The sequence below is a fragment of the Micromonospora sp. C28ISP2-4 genome (assembly GCF_030519385.1).
GTDB lineage: Bacteria > Actinomycetota > Actinomycetes > Mycobacteriales > Micromonosporaceae > Micromonospora > Micromonospora tulbaghiae.
Genome location: NZ_JAUMKG010000001.1, coordinates 990,775 through 1,008,883, shown reverse-complemented (window position 1 = coordinate 1,008,883; position 18,109 = coordinate 990,775). Strand labels below are relative to the sequence as shown.

At 72.8% G+C, this 18,109-nt stretch carries 16 protein-coding genes and 1 pseudogene; 7 read left to right on the top strand and 10 right to left on the bottom strand.

Going from position 1 to position 18,109, the window contains the following annotated elements; translation table 11 throughout:
• Positions 1-118: 118 nt before the first annotated feature.
• Both Q3W68_RS04695 and Q3W68_RS04690 read left to right on the top strand, forming a co-directional pair.
• Positions 119-2,236, top strand: coding sequence for a cellulase family glycosylhydrolase (locus Q3W68_RS04695; RefSeq protein ID WP_302904250.1), 2,118 nt, complete (start codon positions 119-121; stop codon positions 2,234-2,236).
• Between the two features lie 63 nt (positions 2,237-2,299).
• Entirely contained in the window at positions 2,300-3,163 is an 864-nt protein-coding gene (locus Q3W68_RS04690; RefSeq protein ID WP_302904249.1) for an alpha/beta fold hydrolase, read from the top strand.
• A gap of 38 nt (positions 3,164-3,201) precedes the next feature.
• On the opposite strand, the gene Q3W68_RS04685 is transcribed toward Q3W68_RS04690, so the two are convergent.
• The 5 genes from Q3W68_RS04685 to Q3W68_RS04665 form a co-directional block, all read right to left on the bottom strand.
• The gene (locus Q3W68_RS04685; RefSeq protein WP_302904248.1) at positions 3,202-3,666 is read right to left on the bottom strand and encodes a hypothetical protein; all 465 of its coding nucleotides are present in this window, start codon (positions 3,664-3,666) and stop codon (positions 3,202-3,204) included.
• 83 nt (positions 3,667-3,749) lie between these two features.
• Positions 3,750-3,941 carry a general stress protein CsbD gene (locus Q3W68_RS04680; protein ID WP_120571734.1) on the bottom strand — a complete coding sequence of 64 codons (192 nt, stop codon included), beginning with the start codon at positions 3,939-3,941 and terminating at the stop codon, positions 3,750-3,752.
• 105 nt (positions 3,942-4,046) lie between these two features.
• The gene (locus tag Q3W68_RS04675; protein ID WP_302904247.1) at positions 4,047-4,763 is read right to left on the bottom strand and encodes a VOC family protein; all 717 of its coding nucleotides are present in this window, start codon (positions 4,761-4,763) and stop codon (positions 4,047-4,049) included.
• A 126-nt stretch (positions 4,764-4,889) separates the two neighbouring features.
• Positions 4,890-6,107: a hypothetical protein gene (locus tag Q3W68_RS04670; protein ID WP_302904246.1), complete on the bottom strand. Its 1,218-nt coding sequence runs from the start codon at positions 6,105-6,107 to the stop codon at positions 4,890-4,892.
• A 75-nt stretch (positions 6,108-6,182) separates the two neighbouring features.
• On the bottom strand, positions 6,183-6,839 hold the full coding sequence (locus Q3W68_RS04665; RefSeq protein ID WP_302904245.1) for a 4'-phosphopantetheinyl transferase: 657 nt from the start codon (positions 6,837-6,839) through the stop codon (positions 6,183-6,185).
• A gap of 128 nt (positions 6,840-6,967) precedes the next feature.
• Here Q3W68_RS04665 and Q3W68_RS04660 point away from each other — a divergent pair, with 128 nt between their 5' ends.
• Positions 6,968-7,243 carry a hypothetical protein gene (locus Q3W68_RS04660; RefSeq protein ID WP_302904244.1) on the top strand — a complete coding sequence of 92 codons (276 nt, stop codon included), beginning with the start codon at positions 6,968-6,970 and terminating at the stop codon, positions 7,241-7,243.
• Between the two features lie 52 nt (positions 7,244-7,295).
• Here the strand turns inward: Q3W68_RS04660 and Q3W68_RS04655 are convergent, their stop codons facing one another.
• From Q3W68_RS04655 to Q3W68_RS04645, 3 genes are all read right to left on the bottom strand, one after another.
• Positions 7,296-8,069 (bottom strand): peptidase, encoded by a 774-nt coding sequence (locus Q3W68_RS04655; protein ID WP_302904956.1) that lies wholly within the window; start codon positions 8,067-8,069, stop codon positions 7,296-7,298.
• Between the two features lie 2 nt (positions 8,070-8,071).
• Positions 8,072-9,364, bottom strand: coding sequence for a VWA domain-containing protein (locus tag Q3W68_RS04650; protein ID WP_302904243.1), 1,293 nt, complete (start codon positions 9,362-9,364; stop codon positions 8,072-8,074).
• 302 nt (positions 9,365-9,666) lie between these two features.
• On the bottom strand, positions 9,667-11,337 hold the full coding sequence (locus Q3W68_RS04645) for a dolichyl-phosphate-mannose--protein mannosyltransferase (protein WP_302904242.1): 1,671 nt from the start codon (positions 11,335-11,337) through the stop codon (positions 9,667-9,669).
• Between the two features lie 83 nt (positions 11,338-11,420).
• Here Q3W68_RS04645 and rsmI point away from each other — a divergent pair, with 83 nt between their 5' ends.
• Positions 11,421-12,269 carry a 16S rRNA (cytidine(1402)-2'-O)-methyltransferase gene (rsmI, locus tag Q3W68_RS04640; protein ID WP_302904241.1) on the top strand — a complete coding sequence of 283 codons (849 nt, stop codon included), beginning with the start codon at positions 11,421-11,423 and terminating at the stop codon, positions 12,267-12,269.
• A 55-nt stretch (positions 12,270-12,324) separates the two neighbouring features.
• On the opposite strand, the gene Q3W68_RS04635 is transcribed toward rsmI, so the two are convergent.
• Positions 12,325-13,155, bottom strand: coding sequence for a hypothetical protein (locus Q3W68_RS04635; protein ID WP_302904240.1), 831 nt, complete (start codon positions 13,153-13,155; stop codon positions 12,325-12,327).
• A 127-nt stretch (positions 13,156-13,282) separates the two neighbouring features.
• Here Q3W68_RS04635 and metG point away from each other — a divergent pair, with 127 nt between their 5' ends.
• Positions 13,283-15,085: a methionine--tRNA ligase gene (gene metG, locus Q3W68_RS04630; RefSeq protein ID WP_302904239.1), complete on the top strand. Its 1,803-nt coding sequence runs from the start codon at positions 13,283-13,285 to the stop codon at positions 15,083-15,085.
• Positions 15,086-15,143: 58 nt separating this feature from the next.
• Here the strand turns inward: metG and Q3W68_RS04625 are convergent.
• Positions 15,144-15,994, bottom strand: a pseudogene (locus Q3W68_RS04625) (alpha/beta fold hydrolase).
• 192 nt (positions 15,995-16,186) lie between these two features.
• On the opposite strand from Q3W68_RS04625, the gene Q3W68_RS04620 reads away from it, so the two are divergent.
• The gene (locus Q3W68_RS04620; protein WP_302904238.1) at positions 16,187-17,080 is read left to right on the top strand and encodes a TatD family hydrolase; all 894 of its coding nucleotides are present in this window, start codon (positions 16,187-16,189) and stop codon (positions 17,078-17,080) included.
• 79 nt (positions 17,081-17,159) lie between these two features.
• Positions 17,160-18,029: a 16S rRNA (adenine(1518)-N(6)/adenine(1519)-N(6))-dimethyltransferase RsmA gene (gene rsmA, locus Q3W68_RS04615; protein WP_302904237.1), complete on the top strand. Its 870-nt coding sequence runs from the start codon at positions 17,160-17,162 to the stop codon at positions 18,027-18,029.
• Positions 18,030-18,109: the final 80 nt, after the last annotated feature.

Below are 18,109 nucleotides of genomic sequence, written 5' to 3'. Positions count from 1 at the left end.
CTTCCACATCCACGACTGCCGATTGACAATGTTTGGAATCCAAACTTACTCTCGCGCTGGGCGGGTGCGCGCCCCGCCTTCCCCGTCCACGCGCCCCACCCACCACGAAGGAACCACCATGTTCCGCTCTCCCCGTACCGCCCGATTGCGGGTCGGCCTGGTCGCGGCGACCGCCGCCACGCTCGTGACCGGCACCGCCGTGATGGCGACGAACGCCCAGGCGGCGGCCGGCTGCCGCGTCACCTACACGACCGCGAGCCAGTGGCCCGGCGGTTTCACCGCGAACGTCGACGTGACCAACCTCGGTGACCCGATAAACGGCTGGAACCTGCGCTGGACGTTCCCGTCCGGCCAGCGGGTCACCCAGGCCTGGAGCGCCACGGTCACCTCCTCCGGCGCCGACGTCACCGCCACGAACGTCGGCTACAACGGCGCCATCGCCACGAACGGCACCGTCTCGTTCGGCTTCAACGGCTCCTGGACCGGCACCAACACCGCGCCCACGGCGTTCTCGCTGAACGGGGTCGCCTGCACCGGCGGTGTCGTCGGGACCACCGCGCCGGCCACCACGCCCCCGGTGACCACGCCGCCGCCCACGACTCCGCCGCCCACCACCCCGCCGCCCACGACCCCGCCGCCCGCAGGCAACGCCATGGCCGCTGTCGCCGCCATGCAGCCCGGCTGGAACCTGGGCAACTCCTTCGACGCGGTCGGCGCGGACGAGACCGCCTGGGGCAACCCGCGGGTCACCGAGGCACTGCTCGACAACGTCCGGGCGCAGGGCTTCAACAGCATCCGCATCCCGGTGACCTGGAGCAACCACCACGGCGCCGCGCCGAACTACACGATCGACGCGGCGTGGCTGAACCGGGTACGCGAGGTGGTCGGCTGGGCGCTCGCCGACGGCTTCTACGTGGTGCTCAACATCCACCACGACTCGTGGCAGTGGATCAACACGATGCCCACCGACCGCACAAACGTGCTGAACCGCTACAACGCGCTCTGGACGCAGATCGCCGCCGCGTTCAAGGACTCCTCGCCGAAGCTGACCTTCGAGAGCGTCAACGAGCCGCAGTTCACCGGCAGCTCCGGTGACGCGCAGAACGCCACGCTGCTCAACGAGCTGAACACCTCGTTCCACCGCATCGTCCGTCAGTCCGGCGGGAACAACGCCAGCCGGCTGCTCGTCCTGCCGACCCTGCACACCTCCGCCGAGCAGGCCCGGGTCGACGAGCTGGTCAGCACGTTCAACGCGCTCAACGACCCGAACCTGATCGCCACCGTGCACTTCTACGGGTACTGGCCGTTCAGCGTGAACGTCGCCGGGGGCACCCGGTTCGACGCGACCGTGCAGCAGGACCTGACCGACCAGTTCGACCGCGTCTACAACGCCTTCGTCACCCGCAACATCCCGGTGATCATCGGGGAGTACGGGCTGCTCGGCTTCGACCGCCACACCGGCACCATCGAGCAGGGCGAGAAGCTCAAGTTCTTCGAGTTCCTCGGGCACTACGCGCGCAGCCGCAAGCTGACCACCCAGCTCTGGGACAACGGCCAGCACTTCGACCGGACGTCCTTCGTCTGGAAGGACCCCGAGCTGTTCGCGCAGATCAAGTCGAGCTGGACCACCCGCTCCGGCACCGCGTCCAGCGACCAGGTGTACGTGCCGCGTACCGGCTCGATCACCGCCAAGAGCCTGACGCTCAACCTGAACGGCACCACGTTCCAGGGGCTGCGCCAGGGCACCACCGACCTCGTGAACGGCACCGACTACACGGTCTCCGGCAGCACCCTGACGCTCACCGCGTCGGCGCTGACCCGGCTGGTCGGCTCCCGCGCGTACGGGGTGAACGCCAACCTCCAGGCCCGCTTCTCCGCGGGCGTGCCGTGGCGGATCAGCATCATCACGTACGACCCGCCGGTGCTCTCCAACGCGACGGGCACCACCGCCGCGTTCACGCTCCCGGCGCAGTTCCGCGGCGACCAGCTCGCCACGATGGAGGCGAAGTACGCCGACGGCAGCAACGCCGGGCCGCACAACTGGACCTCGTACAAGGAGTTCGACGTGACGTTCGCGCCGGACTACACCGGCAACACGATCGCGTTGAAGCCGGAGTTCTTCGCCGAGGTCAACGACGGCCAGCGGGTCACGCTGACGTTCCACTTCTGGAGCGGCACGAAGCTGACCTACTACGTCACCAAGTCCGGCAGCACCGTCACCGGCACGGTGAGCTGACCGCGACGGCACGAGTTTCCGCCGGACCGATGATTTTCCCGGCCGGCGCCGGTCGACACAGGCATGAAGACGCTCACTCTCCAGACGCCCGAGGTCGACCTGGTCTACGACGTCCACGCCCCCACGGCGGCCGAGACCGGGCACCGCCCCTTGTTCATGATCGGCCAGCCCATGTGCGCCGACGGCTTCACCACGCTCGCGTCGTACTTCCCGGACCGCACTGTCATCACGTACGACCCGCGCGGGCTCGGCCGGAGCGTCCGCAAGGACGGCCGGAACGACTCGCTGCCCGAGGTCCAGGCCCGGGACGTACGCGACATCGTCGACGCCCTCGGCGTGGGCCCGGTCGACATGTTCGCCAGCAGCGGCGGCGCGGTGACAGCGCTCGCCCTGGTGGCCGCGTACCCGGACGTGGTGACCACGCTGGTGGCGCACGAGCCGCCACTGACCACGCTGCTCCCGGACGCCGAGGCGGCCGGCCGGGCCATGGCCGCCTGCCAGGAGGCGTACCGGAAGAACGGCTGGGGCGCCGGCATGGCGGCGTTCATCGTCATGACGTCGTGGCGGGGCGAGTTCACCGACGACTACTTCGCCCAGCCCGCGCCGGACCCGGCCGCGTTCGGGATGCCGGCCGAGGACGACGGCACCCGGGACGATCCGCTGCTCTCCGACCGGTCCGCGGCGGTCACCGTCTACCGGCCCGACGCCGACGCACTGCGCGCCGCGCAGACCCGCGTGGTGATCGGCGTGGGCGAGGAGTCGGCGGACACGCTCACCGCGCGCACGTCGGTGGCCACCGCCGAGCTGCTCGGCGGGCAGCCCGCGGTCTTCCCGAGCCACCACGGCGGCTTCCTCGGCGAGGAGATGGGCCACGCCGGGCAGCCGGAGGCTTTCGCCCGCCGGCTGCGGGAGATCCTCGACGCCTGACCGCAGCGGCGAGGCATGTCGCCGCTGCCCGCGACGGCTCAGGCGCGGCGCAGGTCGGTGACCATTGCGGGGTAGGGCCCGGCCGGGGTGCCGGGCCCGGCCTGGTCCGCGGGGACGACGTTCTCCATCCGCAGCCGCAGAAGGGCCGGGTCGGCGGTGTCGAGGACGATCCGCCACCCCCAGCCGCCGCCGTACTCGGCGCTGAGTTCGACAGCCGACGCCCCGCCCGCCGCACCGGTGAGCGTCATCGGGGTCGGCTGCTGGTGCCACGAATCGCCCCACCAGGCGACGAGCGAGCCCGGCCGGTCGCCCGCGGCGATCACGAGCAGGCCGTCCTGCGGGCCGTCGTCGGGGTGGTCCCACGAGTACGACACGGTGGTCAGGTGCCCGCCGGCCGCGGTGGCGACTGTGAGCGCGGCCGGCGACTCGGCGAGCGGGTCGGCGGGCATCAGCCGGAAGCCGTTGATGCCTACCCAGGACCCGGTGACGTCGGTGAGAACCATCGCCAAAGGATAGGAACCACCCCCGACAGTCACGCTCGCCGATCGTGCGGCCCGACCGGCCTCAGATCTCCGGCGGCACAGGGTCAGGCGGAGAAGTTGTCGTCGGCGTCGCGGGCGTCCGCCTGGATGTGCTCACCGGGGCGCTTGCCCCGGATTTCGTCCTGTTCGCGTACCCGGTCCGCTTCGGCGTGTTCGTCCTGGTTCAGGTCACCGAGCCGCGCCCGGGCCGGGCCGGCCAGGTCCTCCAGGTCGTTCTTCGCGCGCTCGACGCTCATGCCGCCTCCCCGGATCGTCGCGTGGCGGCCCTCGCCGCCTACCGCGCCGCGTCCCCGCTGACCCAGCCGGCAAACCGCCGCCACCGGCCCGGCTCCGCCGCGCGGCTACGCGGGCGGGATGCTCGCGGTCAGGTCTTCGGCGTGCCGCAGCGTGTCGGCCAGCGCATCGCGCGAACTGTCGTCCAGCGGGATCGAGCGGGCCCGCCGCACCAGTTCCCGCGCGGACTCCGGCTCGCCGAGTCGCAGCGCCAGTTCCGCCCGGTAGACCAGCGCCTCCACCTGGACGGCCGGGTCGTCGGCGGCCTCCGGGCGGGCCAGCGCGCCGTCGAGGATCCGCGCGGCCTGGGCGGGGTTGTCGCGCGAGTCGGCCTGCACCACCGCGTTGCCCAGCGTGCGGGCCAGGCCGCCCCGGTCGTCGGCCTCCGGCGGCTCGGCCCGGCCGACGAACCGGATCCAGTTGCCGCCGGGGTCGACGATGCTGAACCCGAAATGGCCCTCCTGGTTGCGGCGGGGCCGGGGCCGCGTCATCCGGGGCACGCCGGAGACGAGCACCCTGCCGTACGTGGCGCGCATGCCGTCGGCGAAGGCGCGGTGGATGGCGACCAGGTCGTCCACCACCACCAGGCAGGAGCCGTACGAGTCGGCGGGATCGAACTCCGGCATCCCGAAGAAGTGCAGATGCAGGTCCTCCCGCCGCAGCGTCAGGTACGGGTTCGGGCGCTCCTGCCGGTACGTGACCTCGAAGCCGAGGGCCTGGTAGAAGGGCGCCACGTCGTCCAGGGAGCGGCACGGAAGCAGCGGGATCGTGGTCTCGTTCGCCATGCTCCGAGCCTGGCGACCGGGGGCCGGCACGCGCACATGGAAATGCCCGATCGGCTGCCGGCGTCACCCGAACGGACACGGGGGCCGGTCCCCAGTGGACCGGCCCCCGTACGGGGTTCGCGTGGGTCAGGGCTTCCAGGACCCGGCGGAACGGAAGCGGTGCTTGTATTCGACGACGCCGTTCTGGTCCTTCACGTCGAAGATGAGCTGCCCGCTGCGCTTGGAACCCTCGGGCAGGTTGTTGCCCGAGGTCATCAGCTTGCCGCAACCGGAGAAGGCGCCGCCGATGCCGCTCTCCTCGGTGCCGTCCGCGGCCACCCAGGTGAAGTAGAACGGATTGATCGAGCCGGTGCCCTTGGTGATCTCGGCGGTCACGTCGGCGATCAGGAACATGCCGTTCTTGGGGCCGGGCATGATCTCGTTGCAGGCGTCGTTCCGGGTCCGGAAGTTGCCGACAGTGATCTCGATGGTGCCGCTGTCGTCGTTGATGACCAGCTTGTCGCCGGCCGGCATGTTGAACGTCTTGTCGTCGGTGTTGCCCGGCCGCGGCGTGCCGGTGGGAGCGCCCGTCGGGGTGTCACCTGTGGGCTGACCGTAGGTGACGCCCGGGGTGGGCAGCGAGTCGATCGCCTCCTGGGTCTTCTTCGCGCCGCTGTAGATGGCGAGGATGCCGCCACCGCAGCACAGCAGCAGCAGGACCACCGCGACGATGCCGACCGTGATCCAGACGTTCTTGTTCGACTTCTTCGCCGGCGGCCCGAACGGCGCTCCGGGCGGCGGCGGGTACGCGCCACCACCCGGCGGCGGGTAACCGCCCGGGGGCGGATAGGCGCCCGGCGGCTGGTACGCCCCACCCGCCTGCGGGTACTCGCCGCCCGGCGGCTGATACGCGGCACCCGGCGGCTGGTACTCCGACCCCGGCGGCTGGTACGCGGCACCCGGGGGCTGGTACTCGAACCCCGGCGGCTGGTACGCCCCGGCCGAGGGCTGGTATTCGCTGCCCGGCGGCGGATAGGGCGCGCCCGAGGTGGGCGGCGCCGGCGGGAACGCCGTGGTGGGAGCGGGCGCGGGCGGGTACTGCTCACCCGGATCCGGCTGCGGTGGGTAGGGCGCCCCGGAAGTCGGCGGCTGCGGCGGACCGGAGACGGGCGGCGCACCCGAGACGGGCGGCTGCGGCGCGTCCGAAGGCGGCGGGGAGGGCGCACCCGAGGTCGGAGCGGGCGGCGGCGCGTACGGGCTGCCCGGCGCCAGCGGCATCGGGGCGGTGGGGAACGCCTGCGTCGGCGGTTCCTGCGGCTGCTGGTTCGGGTCCGGTGACCCGGACGGAGGCTGAGGGTGGCTCACCGTACTCCTTGGGCGCCTTCGGGATTTTCAGTCGGAACGACGGTACAAGCCGGGCACAACCCGCCCGGCAGTGCCTCATCGACAGGGCAGGACGGCCGCGGTGCGGACCAGGTCGTCGTCCACCGCAAACCGTCCGGTCACCGCCGACGGTGGATCGGGCACCGGGGCGGCGGCGAGCCGGGCCGGCGCGATCTCCGCGTGGAAGGTGCCCGCCTCCGGGTCGAGCACGACGCGCGCGTCGGCGAAGCCCAGCCACGTTCCGACCAGCGGGTGCCAGACCTTGTAGACGGTCTCCTTCGCACTGAACAGCACTGTGGGCCAGGGCGCGCCGGCCGGCAGCCGGGCCAGGTCCGCCTCCTCGTCGGGGCGGCACACCTTTCGGCGTACCCCCGGGGACAGCGGCCGGTAGCGTTCGGCGTCGATGCCGACGGCGCGCACGTCGGTGGCGCGGGCGGCGGCTGCCGCGCAGTAGTCGCGGGTGTGGGTGATCGCGCCGACCACGCCGGGCGGCCAGATCGGGGCCCGGTCGGCGCCGGCCGGTACCGGCGTGGCGGGCAGGCCGAGCGCGCCGAGCGCCCGGCGGGCGCAGACGCGCCCGGCGGTGAAGTCGCGGCGACGGCCGGGCACCGCACGCTCATCGAGGGCGGCCAGTTCGGCCGGGAGCAGGTCACCGGCCCAGTCGGCCGGGCCGGCCACCGCCACGGCGACCTCGGCCGGAAGCAGATCACGCACGAGAGGTGGATGACGGGGACACGCGGTGAACGTACCGTAACGCTTGGGCGTGCCGTGGCGCTGAAGGATCGTTGCGGGGAGGCAAACCGGTGCATCACCACCCATTCCTGGCTCGGAAGGAGCGGCCGATGACGCCTGGCGCGGAGGTTTCCGGGAGCACCGGCGGCGAGCACGTGCCGGTGACCCCCCACTGGACCTGCGGCTCGTGCGGTGACGACTGGCCCTGCGCCACGAAACGTCATCACCTGCTGCACGAGTACCAGGTGGACCGGGCGTCGTTGAGCGTCTACCTCGGCTCCTGCCTCGCCGCGGCGACGCAGGATCTGCGCTCCGTGCCGGTCACCGCGCTCCAGGACCGGTTCATCGGCTGGGTGCCGCGCGGCCCGCGTACCGCCGAGGCTTGAGCGCGTCCGGTGGCCGCCGCGTCGGGTTCGCGGCGGCCACCGGCTGCGGTCCTCAGGGGCGGCGGGGCCGCCGGGTGAGCCCGAAGCCGACCACGCCGGCCACTGCGGCGAGCACGCCGCCCACTGTGGTCCACACCCAGCGCGATCCGGCCTCGGGGAGCCACCCGGTCAGGTCGACGTCCTCGTCGGCCACCGGCTCGGGCGTCGGCTCGGCGGTGAGCACCGTGCCGGCCCTGGTGTTAGGCACCAGCGGCGCGGCCAGTTCGCCGTCGTCGCCGGACGCGCCGCCCTCGTCGGTCGCGCCGACGAGCATCTCCACGTCGATCGGCAGACCGAGGTCGGGCTCGGGCAGGTCGGTGACGGAGAGCCGGATGTAGTAGGTGCCGGGCAGCGGGTCGCCCGACCAGGGCTCGGCCCACGGCCGTACCCGGCGCAGCGTGCAGCCCAGCGCGACGCTCGTCGCCGACGCGTCAGCGGTCGAGGTCTGCGCGCCCGCGGTGCACGCCTGCCGGCGGCGCAGCCCGTCGAAGACGTCGACGGTCCAGGTGGACGCGCCGCTGCGTGACTTCGGGAACGTGACGGTGGCGGTCACCTCGTGCACCTGCCCGGCGTCGGCGCGGAACGACCAGTACAGGTGGTCGCCGGTCGACGCGCCCACCTGCACCGGCTGACCGGCGGTGACCGTCGTGGCGGTGAGGAACGAGGTGCCGGCCTTGGTCACAGTGGTCGCGCCCGGTGACGGGCTGGGCGCGGCCAGGGCCGCCGCCGGGGTGAGGGAGATTCCGGCGGCGATCGTCGCCGCCGCGGCGCGGATCAGCGTACGCATGCTCAGTTCGTCCTCCACGTGTGCACCCACCAGCGGGTGAGCAGTCCGGCGAGCAGCCCGGTGAGCAGTCCGGCGAGCGTGAGCAGGAGCAGCAGCACCCAGCCGCGGCCGAGGTCCGGCCCGTCCGGGGCGGGGGAGGCGGCCACCACGTCGACGGTCAGCTCGACCGGCATGCCGGGACGGGCCTGGGTGCCGGGCTTGGCCGCGAACGAGTTGCTGACCACCAGGCAGACGGTCCGTACCGCCTGCTCGGCGCCCGGCGTCGGCTCGGCGCTCGGGCCGTCCTCCTCCTCGTCGGCCGCCGACCAGCGCAGCCCGGCGGAGACCACGTCGGTACGCCCGCTGCCGGCGTCGACGCCCCGGACCAGTTCCCGCCCGTCCGGCGCGGTGGCGCGCAGCAGCACGCCGTAGTCCGGGTTGACCGGCCGGTCCAGCGCGACGCTCACCGAGGCGCGCAGCTCCTGCCCGGGACGCACCGGCACCCGGTACCAGCGGTGCTCGGAGAACGCCTCGCGGTCGCTGTAGACGCCGGGGGCGAGCAGCGGCGCGCCCTCGCAGGCCGTGCCGCCGCCGACCACCGCGGGGGCGGCCGTGTACGTGTCCCGGGCGCGGTCGACCAGTTGCTTGATCCGGCCGGTCAGCTCATCGGCGCTCTGCGCTGCGGTGTAGGTGCCACCGGTCGCGCCCGCGATGCACAGCAACTGCTTGCGTACCTTCTCGTCCGGCGCCAGGCCGAGCGTGTCGACCACGAGCCGGGTGCCCTGGGCGGCCAGCTCGCGGGCCACCTCGCACGGGTCGGGCGGTGCGCAGGTGTCCTCACCGTCGGTGATCAGCACGATCCGGCGGGCGGTGCTGCCGGTGCCCAGATCCTGCGCGGCGGAGCGCAGCGCCAGCCCGACCGGTGTGAAACCGGTCGGGCGCAGCCCGGCGACGGCGGCCTTGGCCTGGGTGCGGTCCACCGGGCCGACCGGCACGATCTGCTGGGTGTCCAGGCAGCCCTGCTTCTTGTCCTTGCCCCGGTAGGTGGCCCCCAGCACCCGGATGCCGAGCTGTGTCTCGTCCGGCAGGGCGTCGACCACCTCGTTGAACGCCTGCTGGGCGACGGAGATCCGGCTGCGCCCGTCGATGTCGCGGGCCCGCATCGACCCGCTGACGTCGAGGACCAGCTCGACCTTCGGTGGTTCGGCGACGGGTTCGGTGGTCTCGTCGTCGGCCCCGGCGGGGCTCGGCCCGATCATCGCGGCCGCCGCCAGCAGTCCGATGAGGACGGCCGTCGATCGTCTCTTGTTGATCACCGGGCGAAGTGTAGTGAGATCCACTTTGGAAGATCATCCGGGTCGGAGGTGCCCGGCGGGGGATCTTTCCGGTGCCTGCCGGACCCGTCACGATCGCGCGCCGCGACCCACCGTCAGCTGCACCATGTAAACCTTTCGGCCGGTGGTGCACTCGTCGGAAATCTGACCGCCCCGCACCCGTTGTGCGGTTGCCGGAGTGTGGTTAAGCTCTGTCTTGCGCGCCCCAATCGCCCGCTTCCCCCGTGGCAGGCGATCGGGGCGCGCTTCTCTGTGCCCGGCGCCGCGCAGTGCCGGCGCCCGCCTCAGATCCAGCGGCCGTCCAGCCACATCCGCGCCGACCAGTCCGCGTACGGCAGCACCCGGCCCACGAAGATCGGGTAGAAGTACGCGAAACAGAGCGCCACGAGCAACACGTACGCCCCCGCGATGATCCCGCCCACCAGTCGGCGGTCGTGCACCTGTTGCGGGTCCGGTGGCGCGGCCGTGTTCGTCACCGGCGCCGGGGTGGCGATCGCGCCGAGCACGTAGACCACCGCGAGCACCAGGAACGGCACCGCCGGCGCGGCGTAGAAGGAGAACATCGTCCGGCCGTCGAGGGCGAACCAGAACCAGGGCAGCAGGCCGGCGGCGACACTGAGCAGGATCGCGCCCGCCCGCCAGTCACGCCGGGCCAGGCCGAGCCAGGCGGTCGCGACGATCGCCGGCAGGAACGACCACCACAGCAGCGGCGTGCCCAGCAGCAGCACCTCCGAGGCGCAGCTCGGCGCGCCGCAACTGCCGTCCCCGGACCAGTGGAACGCCACCGGGCGGCCGAGAAGCAGCCACTGCCAGGGCCAGGACTGGTACTTGTGCGGGTCGTCGAGCTGGGTGTGGAAGCCGTACGCGGCCTTGTGGTACTCCCACAGGTTGATCAGCGCCCCGACGAACGGGGTGTCGCTCAGCTCCGGGTTGTTCGGGTAGCGCTCCGCCAGGCGGTAGTAGCCGTCCTCCCCGAGCAGCCAGCCGGACCAGGTCGCGACGTAGGTCACGAGCATCAGCACACCGGCGGCGAGCAGCCACGGCAGCTCGTCGAGCACGGCGTCGCGCCACGGCCGGCGTACGCCCGACGAGCGGCGGACGCCCACCTCCCAGAGCAGCACCAGCAACGCGAACGCCGGCACGAAGTAGAGCGCGCTCCACTTCACCGAGCAGGCGCAGCCGAGCAGCACCCCGGCCGCCAGCCGCCACCACGGCCAGTCCCGCCAGCCCGACGACGGCCGCCCGGCCCTGCCTGGCTGGGTCGGGTCGAGCCCGCCCTCCAGCGCCCGGGCCCAGCGCCGCCGCCGGGCGTCCCGGTCGAGCACCAGCGCGCCGAACGCGGCGAGCACGAACAGCAGCAGGAAGATGTCGAGGATGGCCGTGCGGGACAGCACCAGGTGGTAGCCGTCGAGCGCGAGCAGCAGGCCCGCCGCGCAGCCGAGCACCGTGGAGCGGAACATCCGCCGCCCGATCCGGATCAGCAGCAGCACCGACAGCGTGCCGGCCACCGCCGCGCCGAACCGCCAGCCGAACTCCGGCGAGGTGGTCATCAGGTGGCCCGGCACCGAGACGCCGCTGTCCGCGTCCTGGTAGCCGAAGGCCCACTCGCCGATCCCGATCATCCACTTGCCCAGCGGTGGATGCACCACGTACGAGGGGCCGTTGTCCTTGTAGTTCCACTCGACGCCGCGGTCGATCAGCCCGTACGCGTCCTTGGCGTAGTAGGTCTCGTCGAAGATCTTCCCGGGCGGGAAACCGAGCCCGACGAAACGCAGGATGGCGGCGATGGCCACCACCACGGCTGTCGCCAGCCACGCCTGCCCCCGGCCGATGCGGTCGTCGACGGTGGCGAGCCGGCGCCGCACGGCGGCGGGCAGCCCGCCCCCGTCGCCGTCGCCCCGCTCGGCGGTGGAAGGGTCCGGGTTCGCGCTCTGTGCTGTCGACGCACTCGTCACCCGGCGATCGTAGGCTGCGAGGGTGCCCGGTGGCGTCCATCGTCTCCGAAATTGGTACGACCGTCGATGAAGGAGCGCACGCCGTGGGGGAAATGTCCGAGGTAGGACGGCTGGTGTTGCTCGGCGCGCCGCTGGGCAACCCGGCCGACGCGTCCGCCCGGTTCCGGGAGGTGCTGGCCGCCGCCGACGTGGTCGCCGCCGAGGACACCCGGCGGCTCACCCGGCTCGCCCGCGACCTGGACGTGACTGTGCCCGGCCGGATCGTCTCGTACTTCGAGGGCAACGAGGAGCGGCGCACCCCGGAACTGGCCGAGGTGCTCGTCGCCGGCTACACGGTCGCGCTGGTCACCGACGGCGGCATGCCGAGCGTCTCCGACCCCGGATACCGGCTGGTCCGGGCCGCGCTGGACGCCGGGGTGCCGGTCACCGCGGCCCCCGGGCCGAGCGCGGTCACCACCGCGCTGGCGCTGTCGGGGCTGCCCTGCGACAGGTTCTGCTTCGAGGGCTTCCTGCCCCGTACCCCCGGCGCCCGCCGCTCCCGGCTGCGCGCGCTCGCCGCCGAGGAGCGCACGCTGGTGTTCTTCGAGGCGCCGCACCGCATCGCCGGGGCACTGGCCGACCTGGCCGAGGCGTTCGGCCCGGAGCGGCCCGCCGCGCTCTGCCGCGAGCTGACCAAGACCTACGAGGAGGTCGTCCGCCGGCCGCTCGGCGAGCTGGCCGAGTGGGCCGCCGAGGGCGACCCCCGGGGCGAGATCACGCTCGTCGTGGCCGGCGCACCGGCCACGCCGGCGGTCCGGCCGGACGACGAGACGTTGCGCGCCGCGGTGGCCGAACGCGAGGCGGGCGGGCTGTCTCGCCGGGACGCGATCACCGAGGTCGCCACCGCGTACGGGCTGCGGCGGCGCGAGGTGTACGCGGTGGTGCACAGCTGAAAGGAAGGGCCCCCTCTTAACGCCTCCGGTAGAGGAAGGGCCCCCGCTTAACACCTCACCAGGCGGCGGCGAGGAAGCCGATCGTGATCAACGCCGGCCCGGCCAGCGCCAGGCCGACCGCCCAGCGCCGTTGCCGTTCGTCAGCGAGCCGGGTCGCCCCGGTCCACCTGGCGATCCCGGCGGCGCAGCCGACCACCAGGGCCAGCCCCAGCAGCCAGCGCAGGTGCCGTCCCGCGCCGGTGTCCGCGTAGGCGGTGGACCCGTCCGGCCCGGTCATCCGCGCGCGCAGCGAACTGCCGGTGTCGGTGCGTCCGGCTGGTACGCCGCTGACCCGTACCCCGTGGGCCTGGAACCGGTCGCCGTCGGCGGAGAAGATGCCCCGGCAGCGCTGGGTGAGCCCGGTGCCCGCGCACTCGGTGATCATCACGGTCCCGCCGGTCGAGTGTCCGACCGCCAGCCAGAACGGCCCGGCGCTCACCCAGGCGAAGAACGCGGCGAGCAGGCTCAGCGTCAGCAGCACGGCCAGCCCGGCGGGCGGACTCGGCGGCGCGACCGGGCGGGCACGTTCCCGCCGCGCCGGGGGCCGGCCGGGACCCGGGCGTGGCTCGTCGCGCAGCGGCGTGCCGTCCCAGTGCACCTCCTCGATCGGCGCCCAGCCGCCGGACGTGGCGGCCTCGCGCTGCCAGCGCGGCTGGCGTACCGGCACCCGGTTCGGCACCGCGTCCACCGGCGCGCCGGTGGTCGGCTCCACCTCCACCGGCGGGTCCGCCGGGTCGAGCCGGGGCTGCGGGGCGACTGGCCCGCCGGGCGGCGTGGGCCGCGCCGCCCGCCGGGTGGCGGCCGCCGACGGCTCGGGCGCCGCTGGTCTGCTGGTCACGATGTTCATTTCACACCGGTACGTCCGGCTTGTCGGGCAGCTCACGCCGCGTGTCGGCGACAAATCGGACGTACGGTCGGAGCGCGCACCCCATTGGTTCGCGGCCCACCCACGGCAATCACTAGGCTTGCTGCTCATGAGTCACGTTCTCGCCGCGGTCGCCTGGCCCTACGCCAACGGCCCGCGCCACATCGGCCACGTATCCGGATTCGGCGTTCCCTCCGACGTCTTCTCCCGGTACATGCGGATGGCCGGTCACGACGTGCTCATGGTCTCCGGCACCGACGAACACGGCACCCCGATCCAGGTGCAGGCCGACGCCGAGGGGGTCACCCCGCGCGAGCTGGCCGACCGCTACAACCGGGTGATCGCCGAGGACCTACGGGCGCTGGGCCTGTCGTACGACCTGTTCACCCGCACCACCACGCGCAACCACTACGCGGTGGTGCAGGAACTGTTCACCGGCCTGCACCGCAACGGCTACATCGTCCCCAAGGTCACCACCGGGGCGATCTCCCCGTCCACCGGCCGGACGCTGCCCGACCGCTACATCGAGGGCACCTGCCCGATCTGCGGCTACGACAGCGCGCGCGGCGACCAGTGCGACAACTGCGGCAACCAGCTCGACCCGATCGACCTGATCGACCCCAAGTCGAAGATCAACGGGGAGACGCCGGAGTTCGTCGAGACCGAGCACTTCTTCCTCGACCTGCCCGCCCTGGCCGACGCGCTGCGGCAGTGGCTGGACACCCGCGAGGGCTGGCGCCCCAACGTGCTGCGGTTCTCCCGCAACCTGCTCGACGACCTCCAGCCCCGGGCCATCACCCGCGACCTGGAGTGGGGCGTGCCGATCCCGCTCGACGACTGGCGTGACCGCCCGGACAAGCGGATCTACGTCTGGTTCGACGCGGTCATCGGCTACCTGTCCGCGTCCATCGAGTGGGCCCGCCGCACCGGGGACCCGGAGGCGTGGCGCAAGTGGTGGTCCGCCGACGCCGAAGGGAAGGACTCCCGCTCCTACTACTTCATGGGCAAGGACAACATCGTCTTCCACTCGGTGATCTGGCCGGCGCTGCTCGGCGGCTACTCCGGTGCGGGCGCCCGCGACGGCGAGCCGGGCGAGCTGGGCCGGCTCAACCTGCCCACCGAGGTCGTCTCCAGCGAATACCTGACCATGGAGGGGCGGAAGTTCTCCTCCTCCCGCAAGGTGGTCATCTACGTCCGGGACTTCCTGGAGCGCTACGACGCCGACGCGCTGCGCTACTTCATCGCGGTGGCCGGGCCGGAGAGCAACGACACCGACTTCACCTGGGCCGAGTTCCTGCGCCGCAACAACGACGAGCTGGTCGCCGGCTGGGGCAACCTGGTCAACCGGTCCGTGTCGATGGCGGCGAAGAACTTCGGCGCGATTCCGCCGGTCGACCCGGCCGGGCTCACCGAGGCCGACCAGGCGCTGCTGGACACCGCGAAGGCCGGCTTCGCCACCGTCGGCGACCTGATCGCCCGGCACCGGCAGAAGCAGGCCATCGGCGAGGCCATGAAGGTCGTCGCCGAGGCCAACAAGTACCTCTCCGAGCAGGCGCCGTGGAAGCTCAAGGGCGAGGACGACAAGCCCCGCATGGGCACCATCCTGCACGTCGCGCTCCAGGTGGTCAGCGACGCCAACACGCTGCTGACCCCGTTCCTGCCGCACTCCGCGCAGAAGATCCACGAGCTGCTCGGCGGCACCGGCGTGCACGCGCCCATGCCGGTGATCGAGGAGGTCGACGACCTCGACGGCGGGCCGTCGTACCCGGTGCTGACCGGTGACTACACGGTCGGGGCGCGCTGGGAGTCCGTACCCCTGGAGGTGGGCCGGCCGCTCGCGGCGCCGAAGCCGGTGTTCCGCAAGCTCGACCCGTCCGTCGTCGAGGAGGAGCTGGCCCGCCTGGCCGGCTGACCACGCACGCGTGACCGCGGCCCCGGGGATCTCCCCGGGGCCGCGGTCGTCCGCCAGGTCAGGCGGTCGCCATGCTCGGCTTGCCGATGAACTCCATGATGGCCTTGTTGACCTCGGTGGGATGGGTCCACGGCGTGCCGTGCGGCGGCCCTTCAGCGTGACCAGCTTGGCGTCGGACAGCATGTTCACCAGCCGCTGGCCCGTCACCGGGTACGGCAGCACGTTGTCCTTGTCGCCCTGGATGATCAGCACCGGCACGTCGATGTTCGGCAGGTCACCGCGGAAGTCGGTCTGCCAGGCGTCCACCGAGTCGTGGGTGCCCTTGGCCGACGCCTGCGCGCCGATCTGCCAGTGCGCGTGGTACGCCTCGTCGCTGACCAGCGTCCCCCGGTTCTCGCTGGCGTTGAAGAACGCGTCGCAGAACTGGGTCAGGTAGGCAAACCGGTCCTGGATGATCGCCTTCTGGAACCCCTCAAACATGCCCTTGTCGACGCCCTCCGGGTCGTCGGGCGCCTTCAGCAAGTACGGCGCCAACGGGGCCATCAGGACCGCCCGATCCACCCGGTCCGACCCGTACGCGCCCAGATAGCGGGTCACCTCACCAGTGCCCATGGAGTGCCCGACCAGGATCGCGTTGCGCAGGTCCAGCTCGGTCATCAGCACGTCCAGGTCCGCGGCGAACGTGTCGTAGTCGTAGCCGCTGGCCGGCTGCGCGGAGTTGCCGAACCCACGCCGGTCGTACGTGATCACCCGGTACCCGGCGTTCAGCAGCGGACCGCTCATCTTCTCCCAGGTCGCCCCGTTGAACGGGAAACCGTGGATCAGCACGATCGGCTGACCGGAACCGTGATCCTCGTAGTACAGGTCGATGGGTGCGGAGTTCTCCGTACCGACGGTGACGAAAGGCATGTCGGGATTCCCCCTCGCGCGGGCTTCTCGGACCCCCCACGCCTTCCCGACCTGCCCCCGTCTATTCGTGGCGGGCCGGGTAGGGCAGGTCCACCACCCGGTCGTCGGTCAGCTCGCCGCATGTGGGGCACGTGAACAGCCGGTGGCGGTCCGGGAACGCCGCACCGGGCCGGTGTGTGATGCTGGCCGACGATGACCGAGCAGACCGAGACCCGCAAGCAGCGCGCCGCCCGCCGGGCCGGGGAGTTCCCGCCCGCCCCCGAGCCGCTGCCCGTACCCGTGCTGGACAGCCACACCCACCTCGACATCACCGTCGGCGAGTTCGGCACGCCCGCGGGCGGCGCCCCCGGCGACGACCCGGTGGCCGCCGCCATCGACGTCGCCGCCCGGGCCGGCGTGGACCGGCTCGTCCAGGTCGGGGTGGACGTCGACTCGTCCCGGTGGGGCGCCGACGTCGCCGACCGGTACGCCCCGGTGCTCGCCACAGTCGCGCTGCACCCGAACGAGGCGCCCCGGCTGGCCGACCTGGACGAGGCGCTGCGCGAGATCGAGACGCTCGCCGGCCGGGACCGCGTCCGGGGCGTCGGCGAAACCGGCATGGACTTCTTCCGTACCGGCGACGAGGGGCGGGCCGCGCAGGAGGAGAGCTTCCGGGCGCACATCGCCATCGCCAAGCGGCACGGCAAGGCGCTCGTCATCCACGACCGGGACGCGCACGCCGACGTGCTGCGCATCGTCGACGACGAGGGCGCCCCGGAGACGGTGGTCATGCACTGCTTCTCCGGCGACGCCGACTTCGCCCGCGAGTGCGTCCGGCGCGGCTTCCTGCTCAGCTTCGCCGGCACCGTCACGTTCGGCAGCGCCGCCGCGTTGCGCGAGGCCGCCGCCGTCACCCCGCCCGCGCAGATGCTCGTCGAGACCGACGCGCCCTACCTCACCCCGATGCCGTACCGGGGACGGCCCAACGCGTCGTACCTGATCCCGCTGACGGTCCGCTTCCTCGCCGAGACCACCGGCACCGACCTGGACGCCCTCTGCGCCGCCATCTCCACGAACGGTGAGCGCGCGTTCGGGCCGTGGCGTTAGGAAGGGGCCCTTCCATATCGCGAGGCGTTAAGAAGGGGCCCTTCCTTCCCCTCGGGCGAGGGCGCTTACGCTACTGGGCGTGACCGGACTCCTCGGCCCGGCGGAGATCCGGGAACTCGCCGCGCGCCTCGGCGTCACGCCGACCAAGAAGCTCGGCCAGAACTTCGTGCACGACCCGAACACGGTGCGCCGGATCGTCACCACCGCCGGGCTCACCCCGGACGACGTGGCGCTGGAGGTCGGCCCCGGGCTCGGCTCGCTCACGCTCGCCCTGCTGCCGGTCGCCGCGCACGTGCACGCCGTGGAACTCGACCCGGCGCTCGCCGCAGCGCTGCCCGAGACCGCCGCCCGCTTCGCCGGGACGGCCGCCGAGCGGCTCACCGTCCACCCGGCCGACGCGCTGCGGATCACCGCCGCCGACCTGGCCGGCCCGGCGCCCACAGCGCTGGTGGCGAACCTGCCCTACAACGTCGCCGTGCCGGTCGTGCTGCACCTGCTCGCCGAACTGCCCACACTGCGCCACGGCCTGGTGATGGTGCAGAAGGAGGTCGCCGACCGGCTCGTCGCCGGTCCCGGCTCCAAGGTGTACGGCATCCCGTCGGTCAAACTCGCCTGGTACGCCCGCTCCCGCGCCGCCGGCAAGGTCCCGCCGAACGTGTTCTGGCCGGTGCCCAACGTCGACTCGGGGCTGGTCGCGTTCACCCGGCGCGAACCGCCCCGGCCGGACGTACCCCGGCGGGCCGTCTTCGCGGTCGTCGACGCCGCGTTCGCGCAGCGCCGCAAGACGCTGCGCGCCGCCCTGGCCGGCTGGGCCGGCGGTGCCGACCGGGCCGCCGCCGCGCTCACCGCCGCCGGCGTGGATCCGGGCGCGCGGGGCGAATCGCTCACCGTCGAGCAGTTCGCCGCCATCGCCGCGTCGGCCCCGGACGCCCCCGGCGGCGAGCAGTAGGCTGGCGCCGTTGCCCGACCCCTCGCCGAGGAGCTGACAGTGCCGAAGCCGCTCGACATCCGCCCACGTCCGGTGGAGTC